Genomic DNA, 23173 nt, shown 5'->3' with positions numbered 1-23173 from the left:
CCTCCTGCATGACCCTGCGCCGCAAACTGCTTCTGGTCGCCCTGTGCACGCTGGTGCTGCCGTTGGTGGGTCTGCTCTATGTGCGGCAGATGGAGACGCTGCTGCGGCGCGGGCAGGCGCAGGCGCTGGCGGCCTCGGCGCATGCGCTGGCGCGTTCGCTGGTGGTGGTCGGCGCGGCGCTGCCGAAGAGCAGCGGCTGGTACGTGCAGCGTCCGGTCGATGCGATCACCGTCGACGGCTACGGCGACGACTGGGGGCCGATGACGCCGTGGGCGCAACCGCTGGGCGATCGCGGCCGGCTGATGCTGGCGCACGACGATGCCTGGCTGTATCTGTTCGCATCGATCCGCGACACCACGCGCACGCGTCGCGACGCCGATGCGCCGGACGCGATGCGCGCCGATCACGTGCTGCTGACGCTGGCGCGTGGGCAACGGCTGTGTACCTATCTGATCGCCAGTGCCGCGCCGGGCGGTTTCTCCGCGCCGGCACTGAACGACTGCCGCGACGACGGCTTTCCCGACCACATCAACGGACAGTGGCAGGACGACGGCAGCGGCTACCGCATCGAACTGCGTCTGCCGCGGTCGCTGGGCGTGAACGGACTCGGCCTCAGCGTGCACGACGCCGATGCCGCCACGGCCGATCTGACCGAACCGGTGCGGCCGCTGCTCAGCTATTCGCGCTCGCTGTCGGCGGAACTGGCGCAACTGGCGCCGGACGGCGTGCAGGCGCGCGTGCTCGGTACGCGCGCGTGGCTGCTGGCGACGGCCGGTTCGCTGCGCACGCACGAGGACCCGCAACGGCGTCCCGGCTGGCTGGCCTACACCATCTACCGCCTGCTGATCGCCGCGCCGTTCGATGCGGCGCAGCCGTGGACCCAGGACGCGCCGCGCTTGGACACGCCGCAGGTGCGCGAGGCGCTGGCCGGCAAGGAGGCGATCTCGTGGACGCTGGGCGAACAGCGCGGCAGCGTGATCCTCAGCGTCACCGTGCCGGTGCGCGACGCCAACGGCGTGCTGCGCGGCGCGTTGCAGCTCGATCAGGCCAGCCTGGCGGTGCCGCTGCTGGCCAACCGCGCGCTGTTCGCGCTGCTGCTGGCCAGCCTCGGCGTGCTGCTGGCGGCCGGACTGGTGCTGTTCGGTTTCGCCACGCGCCTGAGCGTGCGTCTGGGTCGGCTGCGCGACGCCGCCGAGCGGGCGCAGGCGCGCGACGGCCGTCACTCGGGCGCGTTCCCGTCGCACGACGATACCGACGAGCTGGGCGATCTGGCGCGCAGCTTCGAGCGTCTGACCCAGGCCGTGGCGGGGTACACCGATTACCTGCGCACGCTGGCTTCCAAGTTGTCGCACGAACTCAACACGCCGCTGGCGATCGTGAAGTCGTCGCTGGACAACCTCGAACACGCCGGCCTGCCCGAACATGCGCGGCCCTATCTGCAGCGCGCCCGCGATGGCGTCACGCGCATGGGCTCGCTGGTGCGGGCGATGAGCGAGGCCAGCCGCATGGAGCGCGCCATCGAGGCGGCCGAGGCCGAGACCTTCGACCTGCGCGAGGTCGTGCACGGCTGCGCCGAGGGCTATCGCGCCTTGGCCGCGCCGCGTCGCATCGAACTGGAACTGCCGGCTTTGCCGGTGACCTTGCACGGTGCGCCCGAACTGATCGCCCAGGCGCTGGACAAGCTGTTCGGCAACGCGGTGTCGTTCACGCCGGAGGACGGCTGGATCCGTCTCGGCCTGCACGTCGAGGGCGACGAGGCCGTGCTGGAACTGGCCAACCAGGGTCCGCCGCTGCCGGCGGCGATGCAGGACCGTCTGTTCGATTCGCTGGTCAGCGTGCGCGAGGATCGCGGCCACGAGGGCGCCACGCATCTGGGGCTGGGGTTGTACGTGGTGCGGTTGATCGTCGAACGGCATCAGGGCCGTGCCGAAGCCCGCAATCTCGACGACGGCAGTGGCGTGGTGTTCACGCTGCGTCTGCGCGGCATGCCGCGCGAGCGGCTGGCCTGACGCAAAACCTCGGCGGCTTCACGTTGATGGCGTCACGCTTGCAGTAGGATCGAAGTCCGGTCGCGGCATGGCGTTCGTTTGGACGTCCATGCTTGCGCCGCAGGGGAGGCTGGACAGGGGCGGTCTCGCATCCCGCGCATCCGCATGCGTCGAAGTCCTCGACGCATGCGCGATCGCGCGCTTCGAAACATGGAGGGATCGCCATGAGGCTGTGTCTGTCCGCTCCGCTGCGCATGGCAGCGGTATTCCTTTTTTCCTGTTCTCTGGCCGGCGCCGCATGGGCCGCAGGCGCGTCGTCGGACGCATCGCCCCCGCCGCTGCTGGGCGAGACCGGCGCGGTCACCGCGCTGCCCGACGTGCCCACGCCGCCGACGCGACCGTGCGTGGTGCCGCTGTTCTCCGACGTGCCGTTCGCCAATTTCACGCCCAAGTCCTTCGATTACACGCCGCCCGCGCGTTGCCGCGGGCCGTGGGCGCGCGTGGTGCTGGTGATGGACTGGTCGGTGACCGCCGGACGCCAGTTCGACCGCACCGCGAGCCTGTGGCTGGGCGGCGTCAACATCTACTTCGGCACCACGCAGGAACCGTCCTCGAACATCAGCCCGCACTGGCAGATTCAGCGCGATCTGACCGACTACAGCGCGCTGCTGCGTCAGCCGCAGTCGGGCCGCAGCATCCTCGGCAACGTCGTCAACAGCACCTACACGGGCATCATCAGCGGTAGCGCCAAGCTGGTGTTCTATCCCGGGCCCGCGCCGAAAACGCCGGACATGATCGTGCCGCTGTCGTCCAACCCGGACGGCGACACCATGTCGGTCAGCCCCGGTGCGCCGCAGGTCGGCCGCACGCTGGACCTGCCGCGCAACATGGTGGCGATCTACATGGACGTGTACGCGCAGAGCCAGGCCTCGGACGAGTTCTGGCCATTCTGCGTGCCGGATGTCGTGGCCGACGAGCTGTATACCTGTGGCGGCTCCGGCTTCCGTCAGACGATGGTCTACATCGACGGTCAGCCGGCCGGCGTGGCGCCGGTGTATCCGTGGATCTACACCGGCGGCGTCAGTCCCGCATTGTGGCGCCCGATACCGGGCGTGCAGACGCTGGATTTCCGCCCGTTCCGGGTCAACCTGACGCCGTTCGCGGCGCAGCTCGACGACGGCCAGCCGCACGCCGTCACCCTGGGCGTGACCAACACCGGCGATCATTTTTCGATGGCCGCGAACCTGCTGATCTATCGCGACCCGGTGCGCAAGATCGTGACCGGCGCGCTGACGCGCAACACGCTCGAGGCCGATCCCGCGCAGCAGGACGACATCGAGACGCTGAGCGACACGCAGACGCGCGTGACCACCACCTCGGCGCGTGATTTCAGTCTCGCCGGTTACGTGATGACTTCGCGCGGCCGCGTCGATACGCAGGTGCATCAGCAGATGGCGTTCTCCAGCGTGCAGGACTTCACCATCTCCGACACGCAGTATCGGCAGACCCTGGACCAGCACACGCAGGTGCACGTGACCACGCAGGTCGACGGCCTCGGCCCGACGCGTACCACCACGCGCACGATCGCCTTCCCGCTGTACTTCGACTACAACGACTACGTCGGCAGCGACGGTCTGGAACGGCTGGCGATGCAGGTCGATCAGTCCTTCGACCGCACGCGGCGCAGCGAGCAGGCCGGGCACGTGCTGTTCCGCGATCACCTGCACAACGAGGTGACGCCGGCAGTGCAGTACAACTTCGATGCGTCGGGCAACCTGACCAGCGTGTCGCCGTGGACCGGCGCGCAGCACGTCCATTACGACAACAGCCTCGGACAGTGCTTCGACCGCCGTCTGACCAGCGATACCTACGACCTGCTGGACGTGACGGACGGCGAGGGTTGCGGCGGCCACAATCGCTACAACTGGACGCCGCTCATGAATCTGGGCGGCGGCTTCGTGATCGGCAACGAGGATGCGTTGTGGCGCTGGTGAGCCTCTGACGCGGGACTGCGCTTCCACTGCCTGGATGGCGGAAGCGCGGAGGCGGCAGGCGGCACGCTTATGCCGCCTGCTGCTGTCCCCGCACCGGCGCGGCCTGCTATCTTGCCGCGACCGATTCCCTGCCATGCCATGCCCGTGATCACCCAGGACGAATTCAACGCGCTCGCCGCCGCCGGCCACACCCGCATCCCCGTGGTGCGCGAAGTGTTGTCCGATCTCGACACGCCGCTGTCGGTGTACCAGAAGCTCGCCGACGGCCCGTACACCTTCCTGTTCGAGTCGGTGGAGGGCGGCGAGAACTGGGGCCGCTACTCGATCATCGGCCTGCCGGCCAAGCGCGTGTTCAAGCTGCGCGCGAACACGCTGGAAGTCGAGGACTTCGGCGAGGTGGTCGAGACGCGCGAGCTGGACGATCCGCTGGCCGAGATCGAGGCGCTGCGCAAGAGCTACGATGTGCCGAAGCTTCCTGACCTGCCGGCGTTCACCGGCGGCCTGGTCGGCTACTTCGGCTTCGAGACCATCGGCTACATCGAGCCGCGCCTGGCTCAGTGGGACCGCCCCGACGAACTGGGCACGCCCGATGTGCTGCTGATGCTGGCCGAGGAACTGGCGGTGTTCGACAGCCTCAAGGGCCGCCTGTACCTGATCGTGCACGCCGATCCGGCGCAGCCGCAGGCGTGGGCGCGCGCGCAGCGGCGGCTGGAGGAGTTGACCTTCCGTCTGCGTCATTCCGGTTCGACCTACCCGGAGAACCTGCATCCCGAGCCGCTGGCCGAGAGCGACTTCAAGTCCTCGTTCACCCGCGCCGAGTTCGAGGCGATGGTGGAGACGGCCAAGGAATACATCCGCGCCGGCGACATCTTCCAGGTGGTGCCATCGCAGCGGCTATCGGTACCGTTCCACGCGCGACCGGTCGACGTCTACCGCGCGCTGCGCGCGCTGAACCCGTCGCCGTACATGTACTTTCTGGACCTCGGCGCGACGCAGATCGTCGGCTCCTCGCCGGAGATCCTGGCGCGGTTGAAGGACGGCAAGGTGGTGGTGCGTCCGCTGGCCGGCACCCGCAAGCGCGGTGCCACGGATGAAGAGGACAAAGCGTTGGAAGCCGAGCTGCTGGCCGATCCGAAGGAGTGCGCCGAGCACGTCATGCTGATCGACCTGGGTCGCAACGACGTCGGCCGCGTCAGCGTCGACGGCAGCGTGCAGGTGTCCGACGCCTTCAGCATCGAGCGCTATTCGCACGTCATGCACATCGTCTCGGAGGTCCAGGGCACGGTGCGCGACGGCATCGGCTACATGGATGTGCTCAAGGCTGCGTTCCCGGCGGGCACCCTCAGCGGCGCGCCGAAGATCCGCGCGCTGGAGATCATCCAGGAGCTGGAACCGTACAAGCGCAACATCTACGCCGGCGCGATCGGCTGGATCGGCTGGTGGGGCGACGCCGACACCGCCATCGCCATCCGCACCGCGGTCATCCACGACGGTCGCCTGCACGTGCAGGCCGGCGCCGGCATCGTCTACGACTCCGATCCGGCCGCCGAGTGGGAAGAGACCATGAACAAGGGTCGCGCCCTGTTCCGCGCAGTGGCGCAGGCGGCCGAAGGGTTGTAGCTTCGTCGCATTACCCGGGGAGGGAGCGACGATGAAACGATGGATGTTCGTGCTGGCGGCGCTAGTGTTGCCGGCCGTGGCGCAAGCGCAGGTTCATACCTTGCCGGACGCGCCGCATCTGCTGGTCAAAGGGCATGCCGAAGGACGCTACGTCCCGGACCGCTTTACGGTCGATATTCAGGTGACGGTGATCGACCCTTCGCCTGGAAAGGCCCGGGTCGCCGTGGAGCGGCATGTGCTTGCATTGTTCAAGTCCATTGACGCGCATGGGGCCATCAAGCACCTCACGCGTGCCAGCAGTCTGTCGATGAGCGAAGCGACCAGCTACAAGGATGGCGAGCAGGTCCACAAGGGGACCGAAGTCGATCGCAACGTGTCGGTCACATTCGATAGCCTGAAGCGACTGCAGGGCTTCATCAGCGACCTTCCCGCGAGCAAGGAAGTCCTGGTGCAAGCGACACGAGTGGGCCGCAGCGATCAGGCCCAACGGATGATGACATTGCGTACGCAGGCCATAGCCAACTCCAAGGTTGCGGCACGTGCGCTGGCAAAGGCCTACGGCATGCAGATCACGGGCGTGTACAGTATTTCGGAGGTCGCTCCAGATTTTAGTTACGGTGTTCAGGCTGGAAGTTGGGATGTAGGCCCTACGGGTAGCGGGAATGCTCCGCCACCGCCGCCAGTAGGGCGTGGCCCAGCATTGGCATCCATGGATGTGAAAGCCGTGCCCACAGCCCTGCGCACGGGGACGATTGAGCTGAGCCAGAACATGTATGCGGTGTATCTGATTGCTCCGAAGAATTAATGATCCATCGCTTTGATTGTCGTGTTGATGACTGTTCGAGCTGACTCGAACGGTCTGTCGTGACGATTAAGAGACAGGAGAACGGACATGCTGGTCGTCACCACCGAAAACGTCCCCGGCAAACGGGTGCGCGAAGTGAAAGGGCAGGTATTCGGCGTGGTTGTGCGCAGCCGCGGCATCGGCGGCAACATCATGGCTGGCCTGCGGTCCCTGGCGGGCGGCGAGATTCACGAATACACCTCGCTGCTGGAAGAGGCGCGCCGGCATGCGCTGGATCGCCTGGTCACCAATGCCTCGGCGATGGGCGCGAACGCGGTGGTGATGATGCGCTACGACTCTTCGGAGATCGGCCAGACCATGAGCGAGATCGTCGCCTACGGCACCGCGGTGGTGCTCGAGCCGGACGCCTGAGGACGCGGTCATGTTGCGCACCGTCTTGCTCACGCTCGGCGTGTTGTGCCTGCTTGGCGCACTCGCAGCACTGCTGACAGGACACGGTCTGCATGCGCTGCCGTGGCTACTGTATGGCGCGCTGGTGCTGGGCGCGGGCGTGGCGTTCGAGCGCTGGCGTTACAAGCGCATCGGGCCGACGCGCATCGAGTCGCACTGGCAGGACACCGGCGAGCGCTTCGTTGATCCCGAGACCGGTGTCACCACGGCGGTCTACTTCGATCCGCGCACGGCGGAGCGTCACTACGTGGCCGTCGACCCACAGCAGCGTTGATCGCCATGCATTCTGGCGCAGAGCCTTCGTGAGCACGACAGGGAAGCCGTCGCCTTATCGCTGGAGAACGGCGATACGGAGGCATTTGCCCTGGTTTTTTATCGAGGGCGGTCTCTGTGGCAAGGGAGAGGATTGCGAGGCCGCTGGCGGTAGCCACTCCTGGTACAACCACGAGGGCGAGAGCAGCGCGTGCTATCACTGCAAGGTGATTCGGTCTGGTCGCTTGTGGGAGGAGTTCGATGCCTGATCATGCATTCGAGACATGCGGTGTTACCGAGGTTGGGCTCAGGTGATGGTCGCCATGTCTGACAGCGGTTATTGGCTCATGCTGTTTGTGATGTTCTATGGCCTGATGGCGTGGATGCCCATCCTGTGGCCGACCTGGATCGCATGGCGACACCGCCGACGGATGCCTCGCCGCGCGTGGTTCGTGGGCACGGTGGCCAGTCTGTCCTATGGCGTGCTCATGCTGTTGTTCTTCGCCGTCGTGCTGCCGCTGGAGCTGTATGCGACCCATGTGGCACCGGTGCGGCAGGACAGTGGGCATGCATACGCTTCGCCGTTGGTTGCGGGCGCCTGGTTCTTCGGCGGCTACGCGTGGTTGATTGCGCCGCTTCTGCTGCTGGCGGTCACGTTCTTCGTGACGCACCGTCTTGCCGCGCGGTGGCCCGGCATCTGCGAGGCATTGCGCAGCTGAAGTCTCAAGGACTCGACTGTGTCGGCTCCGTTGTTTCGGATGTGCGCAGCGCGGCGAGTCGGGCGTGGCGCGCCTTCGCGGGCAATACCGACAGTCTGCGCACAGCCTGGAAGAAGGCTGGCCAGCTGCGATGGACTTGCGCGAACAGGGCAGCGAAGGCGGGCACGTCGCGGTCGTAGAGCGCAAACGGTAGTAGGGTGGCGTTGTTGAGCGGTTGCGCCATCCAGGCGTCGTAGTCGTCGTGATCGCGCCAGGGGCCTTCGCGCAGGGCGCGGTACTGCGCGCGCAGATCGGCGAACGCCGCCTGTTTCAAGCGCAGTTTCTCGGCATCGCTGCGGTCGCTGGCGTACAGCGCGGACAGGCGCTCGCGTGTGGCCAGCACCAGCTGCGTGAAGCGCACCGATCGCTGTGCCGCGCCGGGATCGGACGGCGCGAGGTGTTCGGCGGCATGCCACTCGCGCAGCCCTTCGCGCTGCACGAAGGTGGCGTAGGCCTCGTTGAAGGCCGTGTCGCCCTTCAGGTACAGCTTCTGGTGCGCGAGTTCGTGGAAAATCGTGCCGACCAGTTCGTCGTCGCTCCAGCGGTTCATGCTCGACAGCACCGGATCGGCGAAGTGGCCCAGCGTGGAGTAGGCGGGCACACCGCCGATGTAGACGTCATCGCCTTTGGCGCGCATGCGTCTGGCTTCGGCCTCGGCGCGAGTCTTGTCGTAGTAGCCGCGATAGGCCACGCAGCCGGCGATCGGAAAGCAGTGCGTGATCGGCCGCATCGACAGCGGCGGCGTGGCGAACACGTTGTACATCACGAACGGACGGCCGATGTCGGCGTACAGGGTGTAGCTGCGGTTGCGCGGCAGGTCCAGCCGGTCGGAGGCGAAAGCGCGGGCGCGCAGCGCCAGGGTCAGACGCGCCTTCAGCGCCGGGTCGGTGGTCGGCGCGTCGATGACCTTGCGGATCGGCTCGCGACGCATCAGCAGGCGCGTCTCGCCGCTGGCCAGGTGCAGGTAGTAGCAGCCGCCGAGAGGCAGCAGGAGCGACAGAATCAGCACAGTGCGCAGCAGACGGAGCATGACGCCATTGTCCGATAAAGCGCGCTCATGCGCTTCGGGTGTGCCGCCGTCCTCTCGTCATCGGCATCTGGATGCGTCTTCGTTCGACCGATCCCCGCCGCGAAGGGGTATGGTGTGCGCGTGGCAAACAGTAGGAAGCGAACATGAAGATCCTGGTCATCGGCGCAGGCGGGACGGGCGGCTATTTCGGCGGCAGGCTGCTGGCGGCCGGTCGCGACGTGACGTTTCTGGTGCGTCCGAAGCGTGCGCGCTTGCTGGCCGAGAGGGGCCTGCGCGTGCGCAGTCCGGTCGGCAATCTCGATCTTCCCGCGCCGCCGACGGTGACGGCAGATGCGCTGGATAGGACGTTCGATCTGATCCTGCTCAGCTGCAAGTCCTACGATCTCGACAGCGCGATGGAGGCCTTCGCCCCGGCGGTGGGGCCCGATACGCGCATCCTGCCCTTGCTCAACGGCATGCGGCATCTGGATGTGCTGCGCGAACGGTTCGGCGATGCGGCCGTGCTCGGCGGCCTGTGTCTGATCTCGGCGGCGCTGGATGCCGATGGCCGGATTCAGCATTTCGCGCCCGTGCACACCATGGTGTTCGGTGAGCTGGACGCCGCGAACGCGCCTTCGACCGCCGCCGTGCTGCACGTGCTGGCCGATGCCGGTTTCGATGCGCGCTTGAGTGACGATATCCGCCAGGACATGTGGGAAAAATGGGTGCTGATCGCCAGTGTCGCCGGCATCACCTGCCTGATGCGCGCCTCGGTGGGCGACATCATCGCCGCCGGTGCGGGCGACCTGTCGCTGAAATTGCTGGAGGAATGCATCGCCATCGCCGGCCATTGCGGGCATGTGCCGAGCGAGGCTGCGGCAGCGCGCGTGCGCAAGATGCTCAGTGACGCCGATTCGATGCTGATGGCCTCGATGCTGCGCGATGTGGAAACCGGCAGCCGCACCGAGGGCGACCACATCCTCGGCGACCTGCTGCGACGCGGCGGCGAAGCCGCCTACCCGGTGCTGCGCGCGGCGCATCTGCACGTGCGGGCGTACGAGGCGCGACGCGAGCGAGTGACGAAGGGCAAATGACGCCGGCCGCAGCGCGCGGCGACGGTGCTGCGATACGCTGCGCCTCCACGCAACGAACACACCTGTCATGAATGAGCCGTATCCCGAGGTCGCCGTCATCGGCGCTGGCAGCATCGGCTGCTTCGTGGGCGGGCATCTGGGCACGCATGCACGGGTACGCCTGATCGGTCGCGAGCGTGTGCGTGCGGTGATCGCCGCGCACGGCATGCGCCTGACCGATCTGGAGGGCGGTTCGGTCGAGCGAGCACCGCAGGAATTGGACTTCGTCACCGACATCGCCGCTGCGAGCGCGGCGCGGCTGGTATTGGTCACGGTGAAATCCGATGACACGCCGGAAGTGGCGCGCGCCCTGGCGCCGGTGTTGCGTAAGGATGCGGTGGTGCTGAGTCTGCAGAATGGTCTGCGCAACGTTGCCGTGTTGCGCGAGGCGTTGCCGGCGCAGACGGTGCTGGCGGGCATGGTGCCGTTCAACGTGCTGCATCGCGGTCACGGTCGATTGCACCGCGCTTCGGCGGGCACGCTGATGGCTGAACGGCATCCCGCGTTGGAGCCGTACGTCGAGCGCTTCGCGGCCTGCGGTCTGCCGATGATCTTGCGTGACGACATGCGCGAAGTGCAGTGGGCCAAGCTGCTGCTGAACCTCAACAATGGCGTCAACGCGCTGTCCGATCTTCCCCTGCGCGAAGAACTGGCGCTGCGCGCGTACCGACGCTGCCTGGCGTTGCTGCAGGATGAGGCATTGCGTGCGCTGAAGGCGGCGGGCATCCGTCCTGCGCGTCTGACGCCGCTGCCAGCGCGTTGGCTGCCGTCCCTGCTGCGTGCGCCGGACGCGGTGTTCGGCTTGCTGGCGCAGCGCATGCTGGCCATCGATCCGTTGGCGCGTTCCTCGACCTGGGACGATCTGGCCGCGGGCCGACGCACGGAGATCGAACATATCAACGGCGAAGTCGTACGGCTGGCCGAGCAGCACGGCATGCGCGCGCCGGCCAACGCGAAGCTGGTGGCTCTGGTGCACGCGGCCGAGCAGGGCGATCGCCGCATCTGGTCGCGCGAGGAACTCTGGGGCGCATTGCGGGCTGCAGCGTCGGCACGCTGAGCGCCTTCGCGACGCGATGCCGCAGGTGCGCGGCGACGGCCCGTGCCATGCTTGCACCGTCCGTGCATGTGCGCGGCATGGGGTTTCACGGGGCTCGTTGCTTGATCTTTTCGCGTCGACCATTCCGCTTGCTGGCCTGGCTCGGCCTGGTGGCGTTCGCGCTGACCGCGGTCGCGCCGGTGGTCTCGCGTGCGTTGATGCCGCCGATGTCCATGGCGGTCGACTGCGGATCGGCGACGACGCACCCGGCATCCGAAGGGCATCGGCAGCCGCATGGCGCGCCGCTCGATGCGTGCGCCTATTGCGGCCTGTTCTGCCATATCCCGCTGCAGGTCAGCGTGCCGCCCGCGTTGGTGCTGGAGGCGCCGCTGCCGCCGCTGCCGCCGGCCGGTCCGGCGCCCCTCGCCGACACGCCGCATTCCATCCTCGCTTCGCATCCACGGGGACCGCCGCAGGCGCACGCCTGACGCCCGTCTCCACTCCGCGCGCGGTCTTCGGCCGCGGGCGGCGATGCGTATTGTTTGCAGGATGAATCCATGAATCTTCTCGTTTCCAACGAGCGCGTCCGCGCGCGCCGCATGCTCGCGGCCGGCATCGCGCTGGCCCTCGTCTTTCCGTCGGCCGCCTCGGCGGCGGCCACCCAGCCCGACAAGCACAAGACTGCAGGCGACCACGCCCAGGCGCTGCAGCCCGTGGTCGTGACCGCGCCGATGCAGGATGCGCCGCTGACCGTGACGCTCGATCCGAAGGCCGCGCATCAGCCGGTGCCGGCCAGCGATGGCGCGGACCTGCTGAAGACCGTTCCCGGCTTCGACACCATCCGCAAGGGCGGCAGCAACGGCGACCCGATGCTGCGCGGCATGGCCGGTTCGCGCCTGAACATCCTGGTTGACGGCGGCCAGATCGCCGGCGGCTGTCCGTCGCGCATGGACCCGCCGACGGCCTACATCGCCCCCGAGCTGTACGACAAGGTGACCATCATCAAGGGTCCGGAAACCGTGCTCTACGGCCCGGGCAACTCGGCCGGCACGGTGCTGTTCCAGCGCGAGCACGAGCGCTACGACGCGCCCGGCTGGTCGTTCGACGGTAGCCTGCTCGGCGGCACGCGCGGCCGCAACGACCAGATGGCCGATTTCCGCGCCGGCACGCCGCTGGGCTATCTGGAAGTCGACGCCAACCACACCCACGCCGGCGACTACGAGGACGGCTCCGGCCGCCGCGTGCACAGCCGCTACGAGCGCTGGAACGTCGACACCACGCTGGGCTGGACGCCCGACGACGACACCCGCGTGGAGCTGACCGCCGGACGCGGCAACGGGCAGGCCGCGTACGCGTTCAGCGGCATGGACGGTGCGCAGTTCCTGCGCAAGAGCGCGGCGCTGCACGTGGTGCGCGAAAACCTGGGCACGCACTTCGTCAAGCTCGATGCCCGCGCGTACACGAACTACGCCGATCACGTGATGGATAATTTCACTCTGCGCCATCCGGACCCGAACAGCAGGATGCCGATGGCGATGGCCAGCAATGTCGACCGGCGCACGGTCGGCGGCCGCGTCGCCGGCACGTTCGCGTGGGGCGACGACGTGCGTCTGACCGCGGGCGTGGACGGCTCCGGCAACGTGCACAGCGCGCGCAACGGCGGTCCGCCAGGCAGCATGCACTATTACAAGAACCTGCCGCGCGTGCGCGATGCCCGCATCGAGACGGCGGGAGCATTTGCCGAATTGCACTGGACGCTCTCGGAACGGCAGCGACTGATTACCGGCGCGCGCCTGGACCGCGCACGTGCGCATGGTTACCACCTGGCGGACGACGCGATGGCATCGGGCATGGGCGGCATGTCCTCCGGCATGGGCATGAGCGGCGGCATGTCGAGCACGTCCGCCGACGTCGCCGCCAGCCGCAGCGACACGCTGCCGTCGGGCTTCGTGAGCTACGAGCGCGATCTGGCATCCGCGCCCGCGACCTTCTATGCCGGCATCGGCCACGTCGAGCGCTTTCCCGACTACTGGGAGCTGTTCGGACAGCACGTCGACACCTCGCTGAGCGCGTTCCTCGACACGCGTCCGGAACGCACGACGCAGCTCGACATCGGCCTGCAATACCGCGATGCGCGCACCAAGGCGTGGGTGTCGGGCTACTACGGCGCGATCGCGGATTTCATACTGATCCATTACCCCACGGGCATGACTGCCGGTGCGGTGCGCAACGTCGACGCGCGCATCGCCGGCGGCGAGGCCGGGTTCACCCACGCGCTGACGAAGCGCTGGAAGCTCGACGCCACGCTGGCCTACGCCTGGGGCGCCGACCGTACCGAGCATCGTCCGTTGCCGCAGATGCCGCCGCTGGACCTGAAGCTGGGCCTGACCTACGACACCGGGAAGTGGTCGGTCGGCGGCCTGTGGCGTGGCGTGGTCGCACAGCATCGCGTGGCGGTGGGCGAGGGCAACATCGTCGGCCAGGACCTCGGTCCGACGCCCGGTTTTGCCGTGTTCTCGCTCAACGGCGGCGTTCGTCTCAGCGACGCGCTGACGCTCAGCGCGGGCATCGACAACGTGTTCAATCGCACCTACGCCGAGCACGTCAACGCGGCGTCGGTGGAACTGGCGGGCTACATCGACACCGTTCGGGTGAACGAACCCGGGCGCACGGCGTGGATCAAGCTGGCCGCGCACCTGTAGCTCATGACCAGCGGTCAGGTGACGGCAGCGCATGCGGCCGTCACAATAGGGCGCCCTGGCGGCGCCCGTGCCGCTCCATGCGAGGACATGCTCCGTGCTGTTGATGATCGACAACTACGACAGTTTCACCTGGAACCTGGTGCAGTACCTGGGCGAACTGGGACAGCCGGTGAAGGTGGTGCGCAACGATGCGCTCGATGTCGACGGCATCCGTGCGCTCAAGCCCTCGCACATCATGATTTCGCCGGGGCCGGGCACGCCCGACGACGCCGGCGTGTCGCTGGCGGCGATCGAACAGCTCGGCGCGGAGATTCCGATCTTCGGCGTGTGCCTCGGGCACCAGTCGATCGGCCAGATCTACGGCGGCAAGGTGGTGCGCGCCAAGCAGATCATGCACGGCAAGACTTCGCCGGTGCGCCATCGCGGCCAGGGCGTATTCGCCGGGCTGCCGGACCCGCTGGAGGCTACGCGCTACCATTCGCTGGTGGTCGCGCCCGATGCGGTGCCCGATTGCCTGGAGATCACGGCCTGGACCGAGAATCCCGACGGCAGCCTGGACGAGATCATGGGCCTGCGCCACAAGACGCTGCCGGTCGAGGGCGTGCAATTTCATCCGGAGTCGATCCTGACCCATCACGGACACGATCTGCTGCGAAACTTCCTCGGTTTGCCGCTGCCGCGCGCGGCGGCCTGAAATAGATACGAAACGGAGTCGATTCATGCCTTTCACCCCGCACGAGGCCCTGCAGCGCACCATCGAGCATCGCGAGATCTTCCACGACGAGATGATCGATCTGATGCGTCAGATCATGGGCGGCAAGGTCAGCCCGCTGATGACGGCGGCGATCCTGACCGGTCTGCGCGTGAAGAAGGAGACCATCGGCGAGATCACCGGTGCGGCGCGCGTGATGCGCGAGCTGTCGACGCCGGTGCCGGCGCGCGGCACCGAGCACCTGGTCGACATCGTCGGCACCGGCGGCGACGGCGCGTCGAGCTTCAACATTTCCACCACGGCGATGTTCGTGGCGGCCGCGGCAGGCGCCAAGGTAGCCAAGCATGGTGGCCGCAGCGTGTCGTCGAAGTCGGGCAGCGCGGACCTGCTGGAATCGCTGGGCGCGCGCATCGATCTGACGCCCAAACAGGTCGCAGACTGCCTGGACGAGACCGGCATCGGCTTCATGTACGCGCCGAATCATCATCCGGCGATGAAGGTCGTCGCGCCGGTGCGCAAGGAAATGGGCGTGCGCACGCTGTTCAACATCCTCGGCCCGCTGACCAATCCGGCCGGCGCGCCGAACATCCTGATGGGCGTGTTCCACGAGGATCTGGTCGGCATCCAGGTGCGCGTGCTCGAACGTCTGGGCGTATGGCGCGCGCTGGTGGTGTATGGCCGCGACGGCTTGGACGAGATTTCCCTGGGCGCGACCACCAAGGTCGGCGAGCTGCGCGACGGCGTGGTGCGCGAATACGAGATCGAGCCGGAGGAATACGGCCTGGCGATGGCGTCCAGCCGCAATCTGCGCGTGGAGAGCGCCGAGGAATCGATGCGCATGGTGCACGAGGTACTCGCCGGCACGCCGGGCGTGGCGCGCGACATCGTGCAGCTCAACGCCGGTGCGGCGCTGTACACGGCCGGCAGCGCGGACAGCATCGACAGCGGTATCCACGCCGCGCGCGAGGCCATCGAGAGCGGTGCGGCCGAGCGCAAGATGCTCGATTTCGTGGCTGCGACCAAACGTCTCGCGGAAGCCTGATTCCGAGGTGCAACAAGTGCGGCGTTTGCCGTTAAGATGCAAACCGAGTCGACTTTCCTCCACACCCCTTTCGACCCATGTCCGACATCCTGCATCGCATTCTCGCCCGCAAGACCGAGGAGATCGCCGAGCGCGAGGCCCAGGTGCCGCTCGAAGAACTGGCGGCGCGGTGCGCCGACCTTCCGGAGACGCGCGGTTTCGCCGCGGCGATGGAAGCGCGCATCGACGCCGGCGATCCGGCGGTGATCGCCGAAGTGAAGAAGGCCAGCCCGAGCAAGGGCGTGATCCGCAACGACTTCGATCCGGCCAAGATCGCCAAGGCCTACGCCAAGGCCGGCGCCGCCTGCCTGTCGGTGCTGACCGACAAGGATTTCTTCCAGGGCAGCGAGGCCTTCCTCAAAGCGGCGCGCGAAGCCTGCGATCTGCCGGTCCTGCGCAAGGATTTCATCGTCGCGCCGTATCAGGTGTACGAGGCGCGCACCATCGGCGCCGACTGCATTCTGCTGATCGTCGCCGCGCTGGAGGACGATGCCCTGCTGGAGCTGACCTTGCTGGCCGCACAGCTCAACATGGACGTGCTGGTGGAAGTGCACAACATCGACGAGCTGGATCGCGCGCTGGCGGTGCCGGCGTCGCTGATCGGCATCAACAATCGCAACCTGCGCACCTTCAAGACCTCGCTCGACACTTCGATGGATCTGCGCGACTACGTGCCCTACGACCGCGTGCTGGTCACCGAAAGCGGCATCCGTTCGCCCGAGGACGTCGAACAGCTGCGCGACGCGGGCATCGAGGGCTTTCTGGTCGGCGAGGCGTTCATGCGCGCCGACGATCCGGGTGCGGAACTGAAGCGGCTGTTCTTCAGCTGACGACGATGCACGAAGACAGGGGAACGGAGGCCGGAACCGAAGCGGTTGCGGCCCAGCGCATCGTCCTGTTCGATTTCGACGGCGTGGTGCTGCGCGGCGATGCCTTCGCCGCCTTCGTGCGTGCGCGTCTGCAGCGTCGGCGCTGGCGCAAGTGGCTGGGGCTGTCGCTGTGCGTGCCGCTGCTGCCGACCTTGTTGTTCACCCGGCGCTGGGCGGTCAAGGCCCTCATCTTCGCGGTGCTGTGCGGTTTGCGCGAAGACGACTACCGCCGTCTGGCGCAGGCATTCGGCGTCGAGCTGGTGCGCCAGCCGCGCCGCTTTCACCGCGAGGCACTGACGCGCCTGCGGCAGCATCTGGCCGAGGGTGACCGCGTCATGGTGGTGACCGGCTGCGAAGAGACCCTGGTGCGCAGCATCTTCGACGAGCTGGGGCTGCGCGACCTTCCGATTCTGGCTTCGCGGCTGCGCAGCGGTCCGCTGGGCATGCGCGTGCAGCTGCACAACGTCGGCGTGCGCAAGATCGAGTCGCTGCAGGCGGCGGGCGTGCAGCCGCCGTGGGCGGTGGCCTACGGCGACTCGGCCTACGATCTGCCGATGCTGCGCGCGGCCGACGAGGCGGTGCTGGTCAACGCCTCGCCGAAGTGGTGCAAGCGGGTCGAGCGGGTGCTGGGCCGCAGCGTCACCCGCGTGCACTGGCATTAGCCACGCCGATATAGGTTGGCGTGCCGCTTGAACCCTGTATCAAATCGCATCCGGCGAACTTGCCGGTTGCTGTTGGCATCTCATCCTGACCTGCGCGTCGGATGTGCACAGCCTTGGCAGGAGCGCCACAAGGCGCGGCCGCGCGGGGCGACACATCCTGTGTCGACATCACCGCATCCGGTGAAGTGGTCCGCTGGGTTCGCAGGCTGACCCCAAGCTGTACATACGAGATTAGCGCGTGCCGCGCACCACGATGGTCTTGCCGGATACGTCGATCATGCCCTGCTCTTCGAGCTGCTTGAGCACGCGGCCGACCATTTCGCGCGAGCAGCCGACGATGCGACTCACTTCCTGGCGCGAGATGCGGATCTGGGTGCCTTCCGGATGGGTCATCGCGTCCGGCTCCTCGCACAGGTCCAGCAGGGTGCGGGCGACGCGGCCGGTGACGTCCATGAACGCCATGCGGCTGACCTGGCGCGAGGTGCGCAGCAGGCGGTTGGTCAGCTGGAAGCCGATCGCGAACAGCAGTTTCGGGCACTCGTCCTTCAGCGTGGTCTCGAACAGCTGGAACAGACGCTCGTAGTTGATTTCGGCTAGTTCGCAGGTGGTGCGCGTGCGGACCAGCGATTCGCGTTCGGACTGGTCGACGAACAGGCCCATCTCGCCGATGAACTGGCCTCGATTGATGTAGGCAAGGATCAGTTCGCGGCCGTTCTCGTCCTCGCTGCAGACCGTGACCGAGCCGTCGATGATGTAGTAGAGCGTGTTGGCCGGATCGCCGGGGCGGACGATGGCGGTCTTCTTCGGATAGCGGCGACGATGGCAATGCGCCAGGAAGCGCTCCATCGATTGCGGGTCGGGACCCAGCCCACTCGGGGCGTGATGGCGGACGAACTGCTGCTGCAGCAAATATTTAAGTTGAGCCACGATGTACTTCCGTCAGCGACTGTCGGCGGGCCTTGCAAAGTCTCCCCCTGTGCAAGGCCGGGGATGCGTGTTGTTCATACTATATCTACTTGTGCAGCGTGCGCCTAAGCCATATCGGAACCCCCTCCGATGCGTCGAAACGCGGCTTGCGCATGGTCGACCTGCTGTCAGCAGGTCGGGCCAGCATCCCTTCAAATCGCTGCGACCATGACGCATAATTGCGCTTTCCGGCGCCGGCGTCCATGCCGCGTGCCTCATGCCGTGCGGCAGGTTCGGACTTTTCGACGATCCGCCTTGACCGCTGACTCAATTCTGCCGGTGACCTCTGCCCAGAGCCGACCCGAGCATTTTCGGAGGGTAGCCGTGGTGAAACCGCTTCCGCGTCTTCGACTCCAGGGCTTCAATAACCTGACCAAGGCCCTGAGCTTCAATATCTATGATGTCTGCTATGCCGTCTCCGAGGAGCAGCGGCAGCGCTACATCGAATACATCGACGAAGCCTACGACGCTGATCGGTTGACGCAGATCCTCACGGACGTGGCCGACATCATCGGCGCCAACATCCTGAACATCGCGCGCCAGGACTACGATCCGCAGGGCGCTTCGGTGACGATTCTGATCTCCGAGGAGCCGGTGGTCGAGAAGCTGGGCCGCGATTCGATCGCCGGCGCGGTCGCGCATCTGGACAAGAGTCACATCACCGTCCACACCTACCCGGAAACGCATCCGCACAACGGCATCGCGACCTTCCGCGCGGACATCGACGTGGCCACCTGCGGCGTGATCTCGCCGCTGAAGGCGCTGAACTACCTGATCGACAGCTTCGAGTCCGACATCGTCATCATGGACTACCGCGTGCGCGGCTTCACCCGCGACGTGAAGGGCAAGAAGCACTACATCGACCACAAGATCAATTCGATCCAGGACTACCTGGCGCGCCACATCCGCCAGAAGTACGAGATGTTCGACGTCAACGTGTATCAGGAAAACATGTTCCACACGAAGATGCACATCAAGGACTTCGACCTCGACACCTATCTGTTCGAGGCGCATGCGGACGAGCTCTCCTTCAAGGAGCGCAAGCGCATCGAGCTGCTGGTGCGGCGCGAGATCGAGGAGCTGTTCCACGGTCGCAACCTGATGTGACGACACGGCCCGCACGATGCGGGCCGTGTTCGTATCGACGACCGTTTCTTCACGTCCATGCATCGATCCCCGCAGACGCCGGACCTGGCGCTGTTCGATTTCGACGGCACCCTGACTACGCGCGAGACCTTCGCCGACTTCGTGCGCGCGGCCGCTCCGCCGTGGCGCCGCCGACTGGGCGGTCTCTGGTTCGGTCCGATGTATGCCGGCTACAAGGCCGGCTGGGTGTCCGGTAACCGCATCCGAGCCGAGGTCGTGCGTTTCGGATTCCGCGGCCTGCCGGCGGCCGCGCTGCGCGCGGCGGGCGAAGCTTTCGCGCGGGACGTGCTGCCGACGCTGCTGGATGCGCGCATGATGCAGCGCCTGGACGATCATCGCCGCTGCGGCGACGTGGTGGCCGTGGTCTCCGGCGCGCTGGATGTGTACCTGCAGCCCTGGTGCGTGCAACACGGACTGCCCGTGATCTGTTCACGCCTGCAGGTGGTCGATCATGTCGTCACCGGACGCTACGAGGGCGCGCAGTGCGTGGGCGAGGAAAAAGCCAGGCGCGTGCGGATGTCCTGGGATCTGTCGAGCTTCGGCGAGATCCATGCCTACGGCGATACCGCCGAGGATCACGCCATGCTCGCGCTTGCTCATCGCGCCTACTTCCGTGGCCGGCGCATGGACGCCAGCTCAGCACGGGTCCGTTGAACGGTCCGGTCGCTCGTGCGGCCGTTTCCGCGCGACGTTTTCCATGCAAGCGAGTGCCGATCATGCCGTTGCACGCCATCCTGTGCGACTCCATAGCCGGATCAGGTGACTAGGCGATCTTCATCACGCGCGGCTGCCATGCCTCTCGGTCGCCATTTTGGAAAGCTGAAGTCCTGCATGGCCGCCATCCAGGATGGCCGTGATCCGAGGGTTCCGATCCCGGATAGTCGTGACCTCAGATAGCCGTAATCTCAAGTAGCCGCGATCGCACACAGTCGTCATCCCGGCGAACGCCGGGACCCAGCGACTCAAGCCCCGCATGCATCCCGAGAAAAGGCAGGCACCGCAGGATCGCCCCGATCAAATCCGGTAAGCGACGGCCTTCATCACCTTCGAGGTCAGCGCCATCAGCGTCGGGATCGGCGCGGGCAGCTCGATGCCGCCGCGCGCCAGCGCATTGTCGGCGTGGCGGATCTCGTCTTCCTGCATCTGCCGGAGTACGACGCGCGAGCGCTCGTCCTCGGCGGGCAGGCGTTCGATGTGCTCGGCCAGGTGCGCTTCGACCTGGCGCTCGGTTTCGACCACGAAGCCCAGGCTGACGCGGTCGTTGACCGCGGCGGCGGCCGCGCCGATGGCCATGCTGCCGACGTACCACAGCGGGTTGAGCAGGCTCGGACGGCTGTCCAGTTCGCGCAGCCGGTCCGCGCACCAGGCCAGGTGGTCGGTCTCTTCCTCAGCGGCGTGCAGCAGGTGCTCGCGGGTGTCCTCGTCGCGCGCCAACAGGGCCTGGCCCTTGTACAGCGCCTGTGCGCACACTTCGCCGGTGTGGTTGATGCGCATCAGGCCGGCGGCGTGGCGGCGGTCGGCATCGTCCAGTTCGACCTCGGGCTGGGTCAGCGCCGGCGAGGGACGGTGAGCGTCGGGGCGACCGGCCACGGCTTCGAGCGCGTTCTCGACGCCGATGAGGAAGCGGTCCAAAGCGGTCAGGGTGCGAGCGGTCATGCGGATTCCAGTTGACGGGCCAGCAGGCTCAAGGGGTGTTCGGTCGGCAACGCGCGGTCGCCGGCGGCCAGATGCAGTCGGCACCCGATATTGGACGACAGCAGACAGTCCACTGCCAAGTCGGCAAGCGGCGCCAGCGTCAGCGCGCGCAGGCGTTCGGCGCGCGTCGGAAAAGTCAGCGCATGGCTGCCCGCGGCGCCGCAGCAACCCGCGGAAACGGGCAGGACACGCAGTTCCAGCCCCGGAATGCGCTTGAGCAGGGTCTGCACGTCAGCCTCGTCGCGCGGCCCGTTGCGGCGTGAGCAGGGCACGTGCAGTGCGACGCGAAGCCGCAGGGGCGCAAAGCGCAGGCGGTCGGCATGACGCGCCAGAAAGCCGAGCACGTCCTCGACACGAGCTTGCGGCAGATCGTGCCCGAGCGTGTCCAGACAGCCCGGCGTGACGGTCAGCACGGTGTCGATGGCACCGGCCTCGCGCCATGCGCGCTCGGTGGCCGAAGCGGCGTTCGCGGCGCGCGCGGACAGGCCGTCGTGGCGGTCCATCGCGCCGCAGCAGCGGGCGGGCAGGCGGTGCACGTCGAAACCGGCCGCCTCGAGCAAGGAGGCGGCGGCTTCCAGCGCGGCGCGATCCTTGACGGAGGCGACGCAGCCCGGATACAGCGCGACGCGGGTGCGCGCCGATGCGTGTTGCGTGGAACTCGGGGCGACCGTCCGCGGCGTCGGGCGCGGCGGACGGGAAGTATCGAGCATGCGCAAGGCGGCGAGCATCGCGCTGTCGCGCGCCATCCCGAATCGCCGCAACAGCGCGGGCATCCAGCGGGGGGCGCGCGCAAGACGCGTGGCAACCGCTATCATCTGTGTCAGGCGAGGGCGACTCAGCAACCTCAGTAGACGCGACGGCCGCTGTGGCGCCGGGCCGATCAGGGCCCGCGTGCGGACCATCAGCTCGCCGAAGCGTACCTGCGACGGGCACACCCGCTCGCACTGGCGACAGCTCAGGCAGTGGTCCAGATGCAGGCGCGCCGCGTCCAGTTCCCCGGTCAAGGTGCCGTCCGCCAGCGCGCGAGCCAGTTGGATGCGACCGCGCGGGGACTCGGCCTCGGTGCCGTCCAGCGCGTAGGTCGGGCAATGCGGCAGGCACAGCCCGCACATCACGCACTGGTCGGCAAGTTCGGCGATGGATGCGTGGGGGTCGTCAAACATGCGATTCATGCTATCATCGCTCTCTTACGGTCGGTCGGTTGACCGGCTTGCGCGGATCGCCGGATTCGGCTATTCTTTCGCGCCTTTCGTTTCACCATTGCGGTCCGCCCCATCGGGCGGCTAGACGGGTATTTCGAGATGAATACGTTCAGCGCCAAGTCCGAGAGCGTCAAACGCGACTGGTTTGTGGTCGACGCCACGGGCAAGACGCTTGGTCGGCTCTGCTCCGAGGTCGCTCGCCGCCTGCGCGGCAAGCACAAGCCGGAGTTCACTCCGCACGTCGATACCGGCGATTACATCGTCGTGATCAACGCGGAGAAAGTGGCCGTGACCGGCAAAAAGATGGGTGACAAGACCTATCACCGCTTCACCGGCTACATCGGCAACATGAAGCACATGTCCCTGCAGGACATGCTGGCCAAGCATCCCGAGCGCGTGATCGAGATCGGCGTCAAGGGCATGCTGCCCAAGAATCCGCTGGGCCGCGCGATGTACCGCAAGCTCAAGGTGTACGGCGGCGCCGAGCACCCGCATGCCGCGCAGCAGCCCCAGGCGCTGGAAATCTAAGGAAACATCATGGCGACTCAGCAGAATTACGGCACCGGCCGTCGCAAGTCCTCCGCCGCCCGCGTCTTCCTGCGCAAGGGCACCGGCACGATCACCGTCAACGGCAAGCCGCTGGACGAGTTCTTCGGCCGTCAGACGTCCAGCATGATCGTGCGTCAGCCGCTCGAGCTGACCGAGATGAGCGACAAGTTCGACATCAAGGTCACCGTCAGTGGCGGCGGCATCACCGGTCAGGCCGGTGCGATCCGCCTGGGCATCGCCCGCGCGTTGGTCGAGTACGACGAAAACCTGAAGTCGCCGCTGCGCAAGGCCGGCTTCATGACCCGTGACGCCCGCGAAGTCGAGCGCAAGAAGGTCGGTCTGCACAAGGCCCGTCGCGCCACGCAGTTCTCGAAGCGCTAACGCTTCGGTACAATTGCGATCCGTTTTTGGGGGATCGTCTAATGGTAGGACTGCAGACTCTGACTCTGCCTATCTAGGTTCGAATCCTAGTCCCCCAGCCAGTTCAAAAAGCCCTTGGAAAACCAAGGGCTTTTTGCTTTTCGGAAGACCGCCGATGGATCAA

The 23173-nt window shown here is 66.9% G+C and carries 23 protein-coding genes and 1 tRNA gene; 20 read left to right on the top strand and 4 right to left on the bottom strand.

Annotated features, from left to right (window positions below; translation table 11 throughout):
- Positions 1 to 8 precede the first annotated feature (8 nt).
- From LF63_RS13435 to LF63_RS13405, 7 genes are all read left to right on the top strand, one after another.
- Positions 9 to 2009 (top strand): ATP-binding protein, encoded by a 2001-nt coding sequence (locus LF63_RS13435; protein WP_043102611.1) that lies wholly within the window; start codon positions 9 to 11, stop codon positions 2007 to 2009.
- Between the two features lie 203 nt (positions 2010 to 2212).
- On the top strand, positions 2213 to 3982 hold the full coding sequence (locus LF63_RS13430; RefSeq protein ID WP_052395104.1) for a peptide-N4-asparagine amidase: 1770 nt from the start codon (positions 2213 to 2215) through the stop codon (positions 3980 to 3982).
- 144 nt (positions 3983 to 4126) lie between these two features.
- Positions 4127 to 5602, top strand: coding sequence for an anthranilate synthase component I (gene trpE, locus LF63_RS13425; protein ID WP_043103919.1), 1476 nt, complete (start codon positions 4127 to 4129; stop codon positions 5600 to 5602).
- A gap of 31 nt (positions 5603 to 5633) precedes the next feature.
- Complete coding sequence (locus LF63_RS13420; RefSeq protein WP_043102609.1) at positions 5634 to 6407, top strand: SIMPL domain-containing protein; 774 nt, start codon at positions 5634 to 5636, stop codon at positions 6405 to 6407.
- Between the two features lie 87 nt (positions 6408 to 6494).
- Positions 6495 to 6818, top strand: coding sequence for a YbjQ family protein (locus tag LF63_RS13415; RefSeq protein ID WP_043102607.1), 324 nt, complete (start codon positions 6495 to 6497; stop codon positions 6816 to 6818).
- A gap of 10 nt (positions 6819 to 6828) precedes the next feature.
- The gene (locus tag LF63_RS13410) at positions 6829 to 7131 is read left to right on the top strand and encodes a hypothetical protein (RefSeq protein WP_043102605.1); all 303 of its coding nucleotides are present in this window, start codon (positions 6829 to 6831) and stop codon (positions 7129 to 7131) included.
- A 301-nt stretch (positions 7132 to 7432) separates the two neighbouring features.
- Positions 7433 to 7828, top strand: coding sequence for a hypothetical protein (locus LF63_RS13405; RefSeq protein WP_152569338.1), 396 nt, complete (start codon positions 7433 to 7435; stop codon positions 7826 to 7828).
- Positions 7829 to 7832: 4 nt separating this feature from the next.
- On the opposite strand, the gene LF63_RS13400 is transcribed toward LF63_RS13405, so the two are convergent.
- On the bottom strand, positions 7833 to 8897 hold the full coding sequence (locus tag LF63_RS13400) for an aminopeptidase (RefSeq protein WP_043102601.1): 1065 nt from the start codon (positions 8895 to 8897) through the stop codon (positions 7833 to 7835).
- Positions 8898 to 9040: 143 nt separating this feature from the next.
- Between LF63_RS13400 and panE the strand changes: the two genes are divergently transcribed.
- From panE to LF63_RS13360, 8 genes are all read left to right on the top strand, one after another.
- Positions 9041 to 9970 carry a 2-dehydropantoate 2-reductase gene (gene panE, locus LF63_RS13395; RefSeq protein ID WP_043102599.1) on the top strand — a complete coding sequence of 310 codons (930 nt, stop codon included), beginning with the start codon at positions 9041 to 9043 and terminating at the stop codon, positions 9968 to 9970.
- 67 nt (positions 9971 to 10037) lie between these two features.
- Positions 10038 to 11066, top strand: a complete 1029-nt coding sequence (locus tag LF63_RS13390; RefSeq protein WP_043102598.1) for a 2-dehydropantoate 2-reductase — start codon at positions 10038 to 10040, stop codon at positions 11064 to 11066.
- A gap of 128 nt (positions 11067 to 11194) precedes the next feature.
- Positions 11195 to 11533 carry a DUF2946 family protein gene (locus LF63_RS15340; RefSeq protein WP_052395100.1) on the top strand — a complete coding sequence of 113 codons (339 nt, stop codon included), beginning with the start codon at positions 11195 to 11197 and terminating at the stop codon, positions 11531 to 11533.
- Between the two features lie 69 nt (positions 11534 to 11602).
- Positions 11603 to 13747 (top strand): TonB-dependent copper receptor, encoded by a 2145-nt coding sequence (locus LF63_RS13380; RefSeq protein WP_043102597.1) that lies wholly within the window; start codon positions 11603 to 11605, stop codon positions 13745 to 13747.
- Between the two features lie 94 nt (positions 13748 to 13841).
- Positions 13842 to 14441 (top strand): anthranilate synthase component II, encoded by a 600-nt coding sequence (locus tag LF63_RS13375; protein WP_043102596.1) that lies wholly within the window; start codon positions 13842 to 13844, stop codon positions 14439 to 14441.
- Between the two features lie 25 nt (positions 14442 to 14466).
- A complete protein-coding gene (gene trpD / locus LF63_RS13370) occupies positions 14467 to 15501 on the top strand; it encodes an anthranilate phosphoribosyltransferase (protein WP_043102594.1) in 1035 nt (344 codons plus the stop codon).
- A gap of 77 nt (positions 15502 to 15578) precedes the next feature.
- A complete protein-coding gene (gene trpC, locus LF63_RS13365) occupies positions 15579 to 16370 on the top strand; it encodes an indole-3-glycerol phosphate synthase TrpC (protein WP_043102592.1) in 792 nt (263 codons plus the stop codon).
- A 5-nt stretch (positions 16371 to 16375) separates the two neighbouring features.
- A complete protein-coding gene (locus tag LF63_RS13360; RefSeq protein WP_043102591.1) occupies positions 16376 to 17071 on the top strand; it encodes a haloacid dehalogenase-like hydrolase in 696 nt (231 codons plus the stop codon).
- Between the two features lie 231 nt (positions 17072 to 17302).
- On the opposite strand, the gene crp is transcribed toward LF63_RS13360, so the two are convergent.
- Positions 17303 to 17917, bottom strand: a complete 615-nt coding sequence (gene crp, locus LF63_RS13355) for a cAMP-activated global transcriptional regulator CRP (RefSeq protein WP_184655151.1) — start codon at positions 17915 to 17917, stop codon at positions 17303 to 17305.
- 444 nt (positions 17918 to 18361) lie between these two features.
- On the opposite strand from crp, the gene speD reads away from it, so the two are divergent.
- Together speD and LF63_RS13345 are read left to right on the top strand one after the other, a co-directional pair.
- Entirely contained in the window at positions 18362 to 19144 is a 783-nt protein-coding gene (gene speD, locus LF63_RS13350; protein ID WP_043102588.1) for an adenosylmethionine decarboxylase, read from the top strand.
- A gap of 57 nt (positions 19145 to 19201) precedes the next feature.
- Entirely contained in the window at positions 19202 to 19837 is a 636-nt protein-coding gene (locus tag LF63_RS13345) for an HAD-IB family phosphatase (RefSeq protein WP_043102586.1), read from the top strand.
- Between the two features lie 360 nt (positions 19838 to 20197).
- Here the strand turns inward: LF63_RS13345 and coq7 are convergent, their stop codons facing one another.
- The gene (gene coq7, locus LF63_RS13340; RefSeq protein ID WP_043102585.1) at positions 20198 to 20839 is read right to left on the bottom strand and encodes a 2-polyprenyl-3-methyl-6-methoxy-1,4-benzoquinone monooxygenase; all 642 of its coding nucleotides are present in this window, start codon (positions 20837 to 20839) and stop codon (positions 20198 to 20200) included.
- The gene (locus LF63_RS13335; RefSeq protein ID WP_043102584.1) at positions 20836 to 22050 is read right to left on the bottom strand and encodes a (Fe-S)-binding protein; all 1215 of its coding nucleotides are present in this window, start codon (positions 22048 to 22050) and stop codon (positions 20836 to 20838) included. Before LF63_RS13335 ends, coq7 begins: the two co-directional genes overlap by 4 nt.
- 129 nt (positions 22051 to 22179) lie before the next feature.
- On the opposite strand from LF63_RS13335, the gene rplM reads away from it, so the two are divergent.
- The 3 genes from rplM (at position 22180) to LF63_RS13320 (ending at position 23111) form a co-directional block, all read left to right on the top strand.
- Positions 22180 to 22608 (top strand): 50S ribosomal protein L13, encoded by a 429-nt coding sequence (gene rplM / locus LF63_RS13330; RefSeq protein WP_043102581.1) that lies wholly within the window; start codon positions 22180 to 22182, stop codon positions 22606 to 22608.
- A gap of 9 nt (positions 22609 to 22617) precedes the next feature.
- Entirely contained in the window at positions 22618 to 23010 is a 393-nt protein-coding gene (gene rpsI / locus LF63_RS13325; protein WP_043102577.1) for a 30S ribosomal protein S9, read from the top strand.
- Between the two features lie 27 nt (positions 23011 to 23037).
- A tRNA-Gln gene (locus LF63_RS13320) sits at positions 23038 to 23111 on the top strand.
- Positions 23112 to 23173 lie beyond the last annotated feature (62 nt).

The organism is Oleiagrimonas soli (assembly GCF_000761445.1).
Classification (GTDB): domain Bacteria; phylum Pseudomonadota; class Gammaproteobacteria; order Xanthomonadales; family Rhodanobacteraceae; genus Oleiagrimonas; species Oleiagrimonas soli.
The sequence above is the reverse complement of the archived record's forward strand: the minus strand, read 5'-3'. Positions and strand labels throughout refer to the sequence as shown.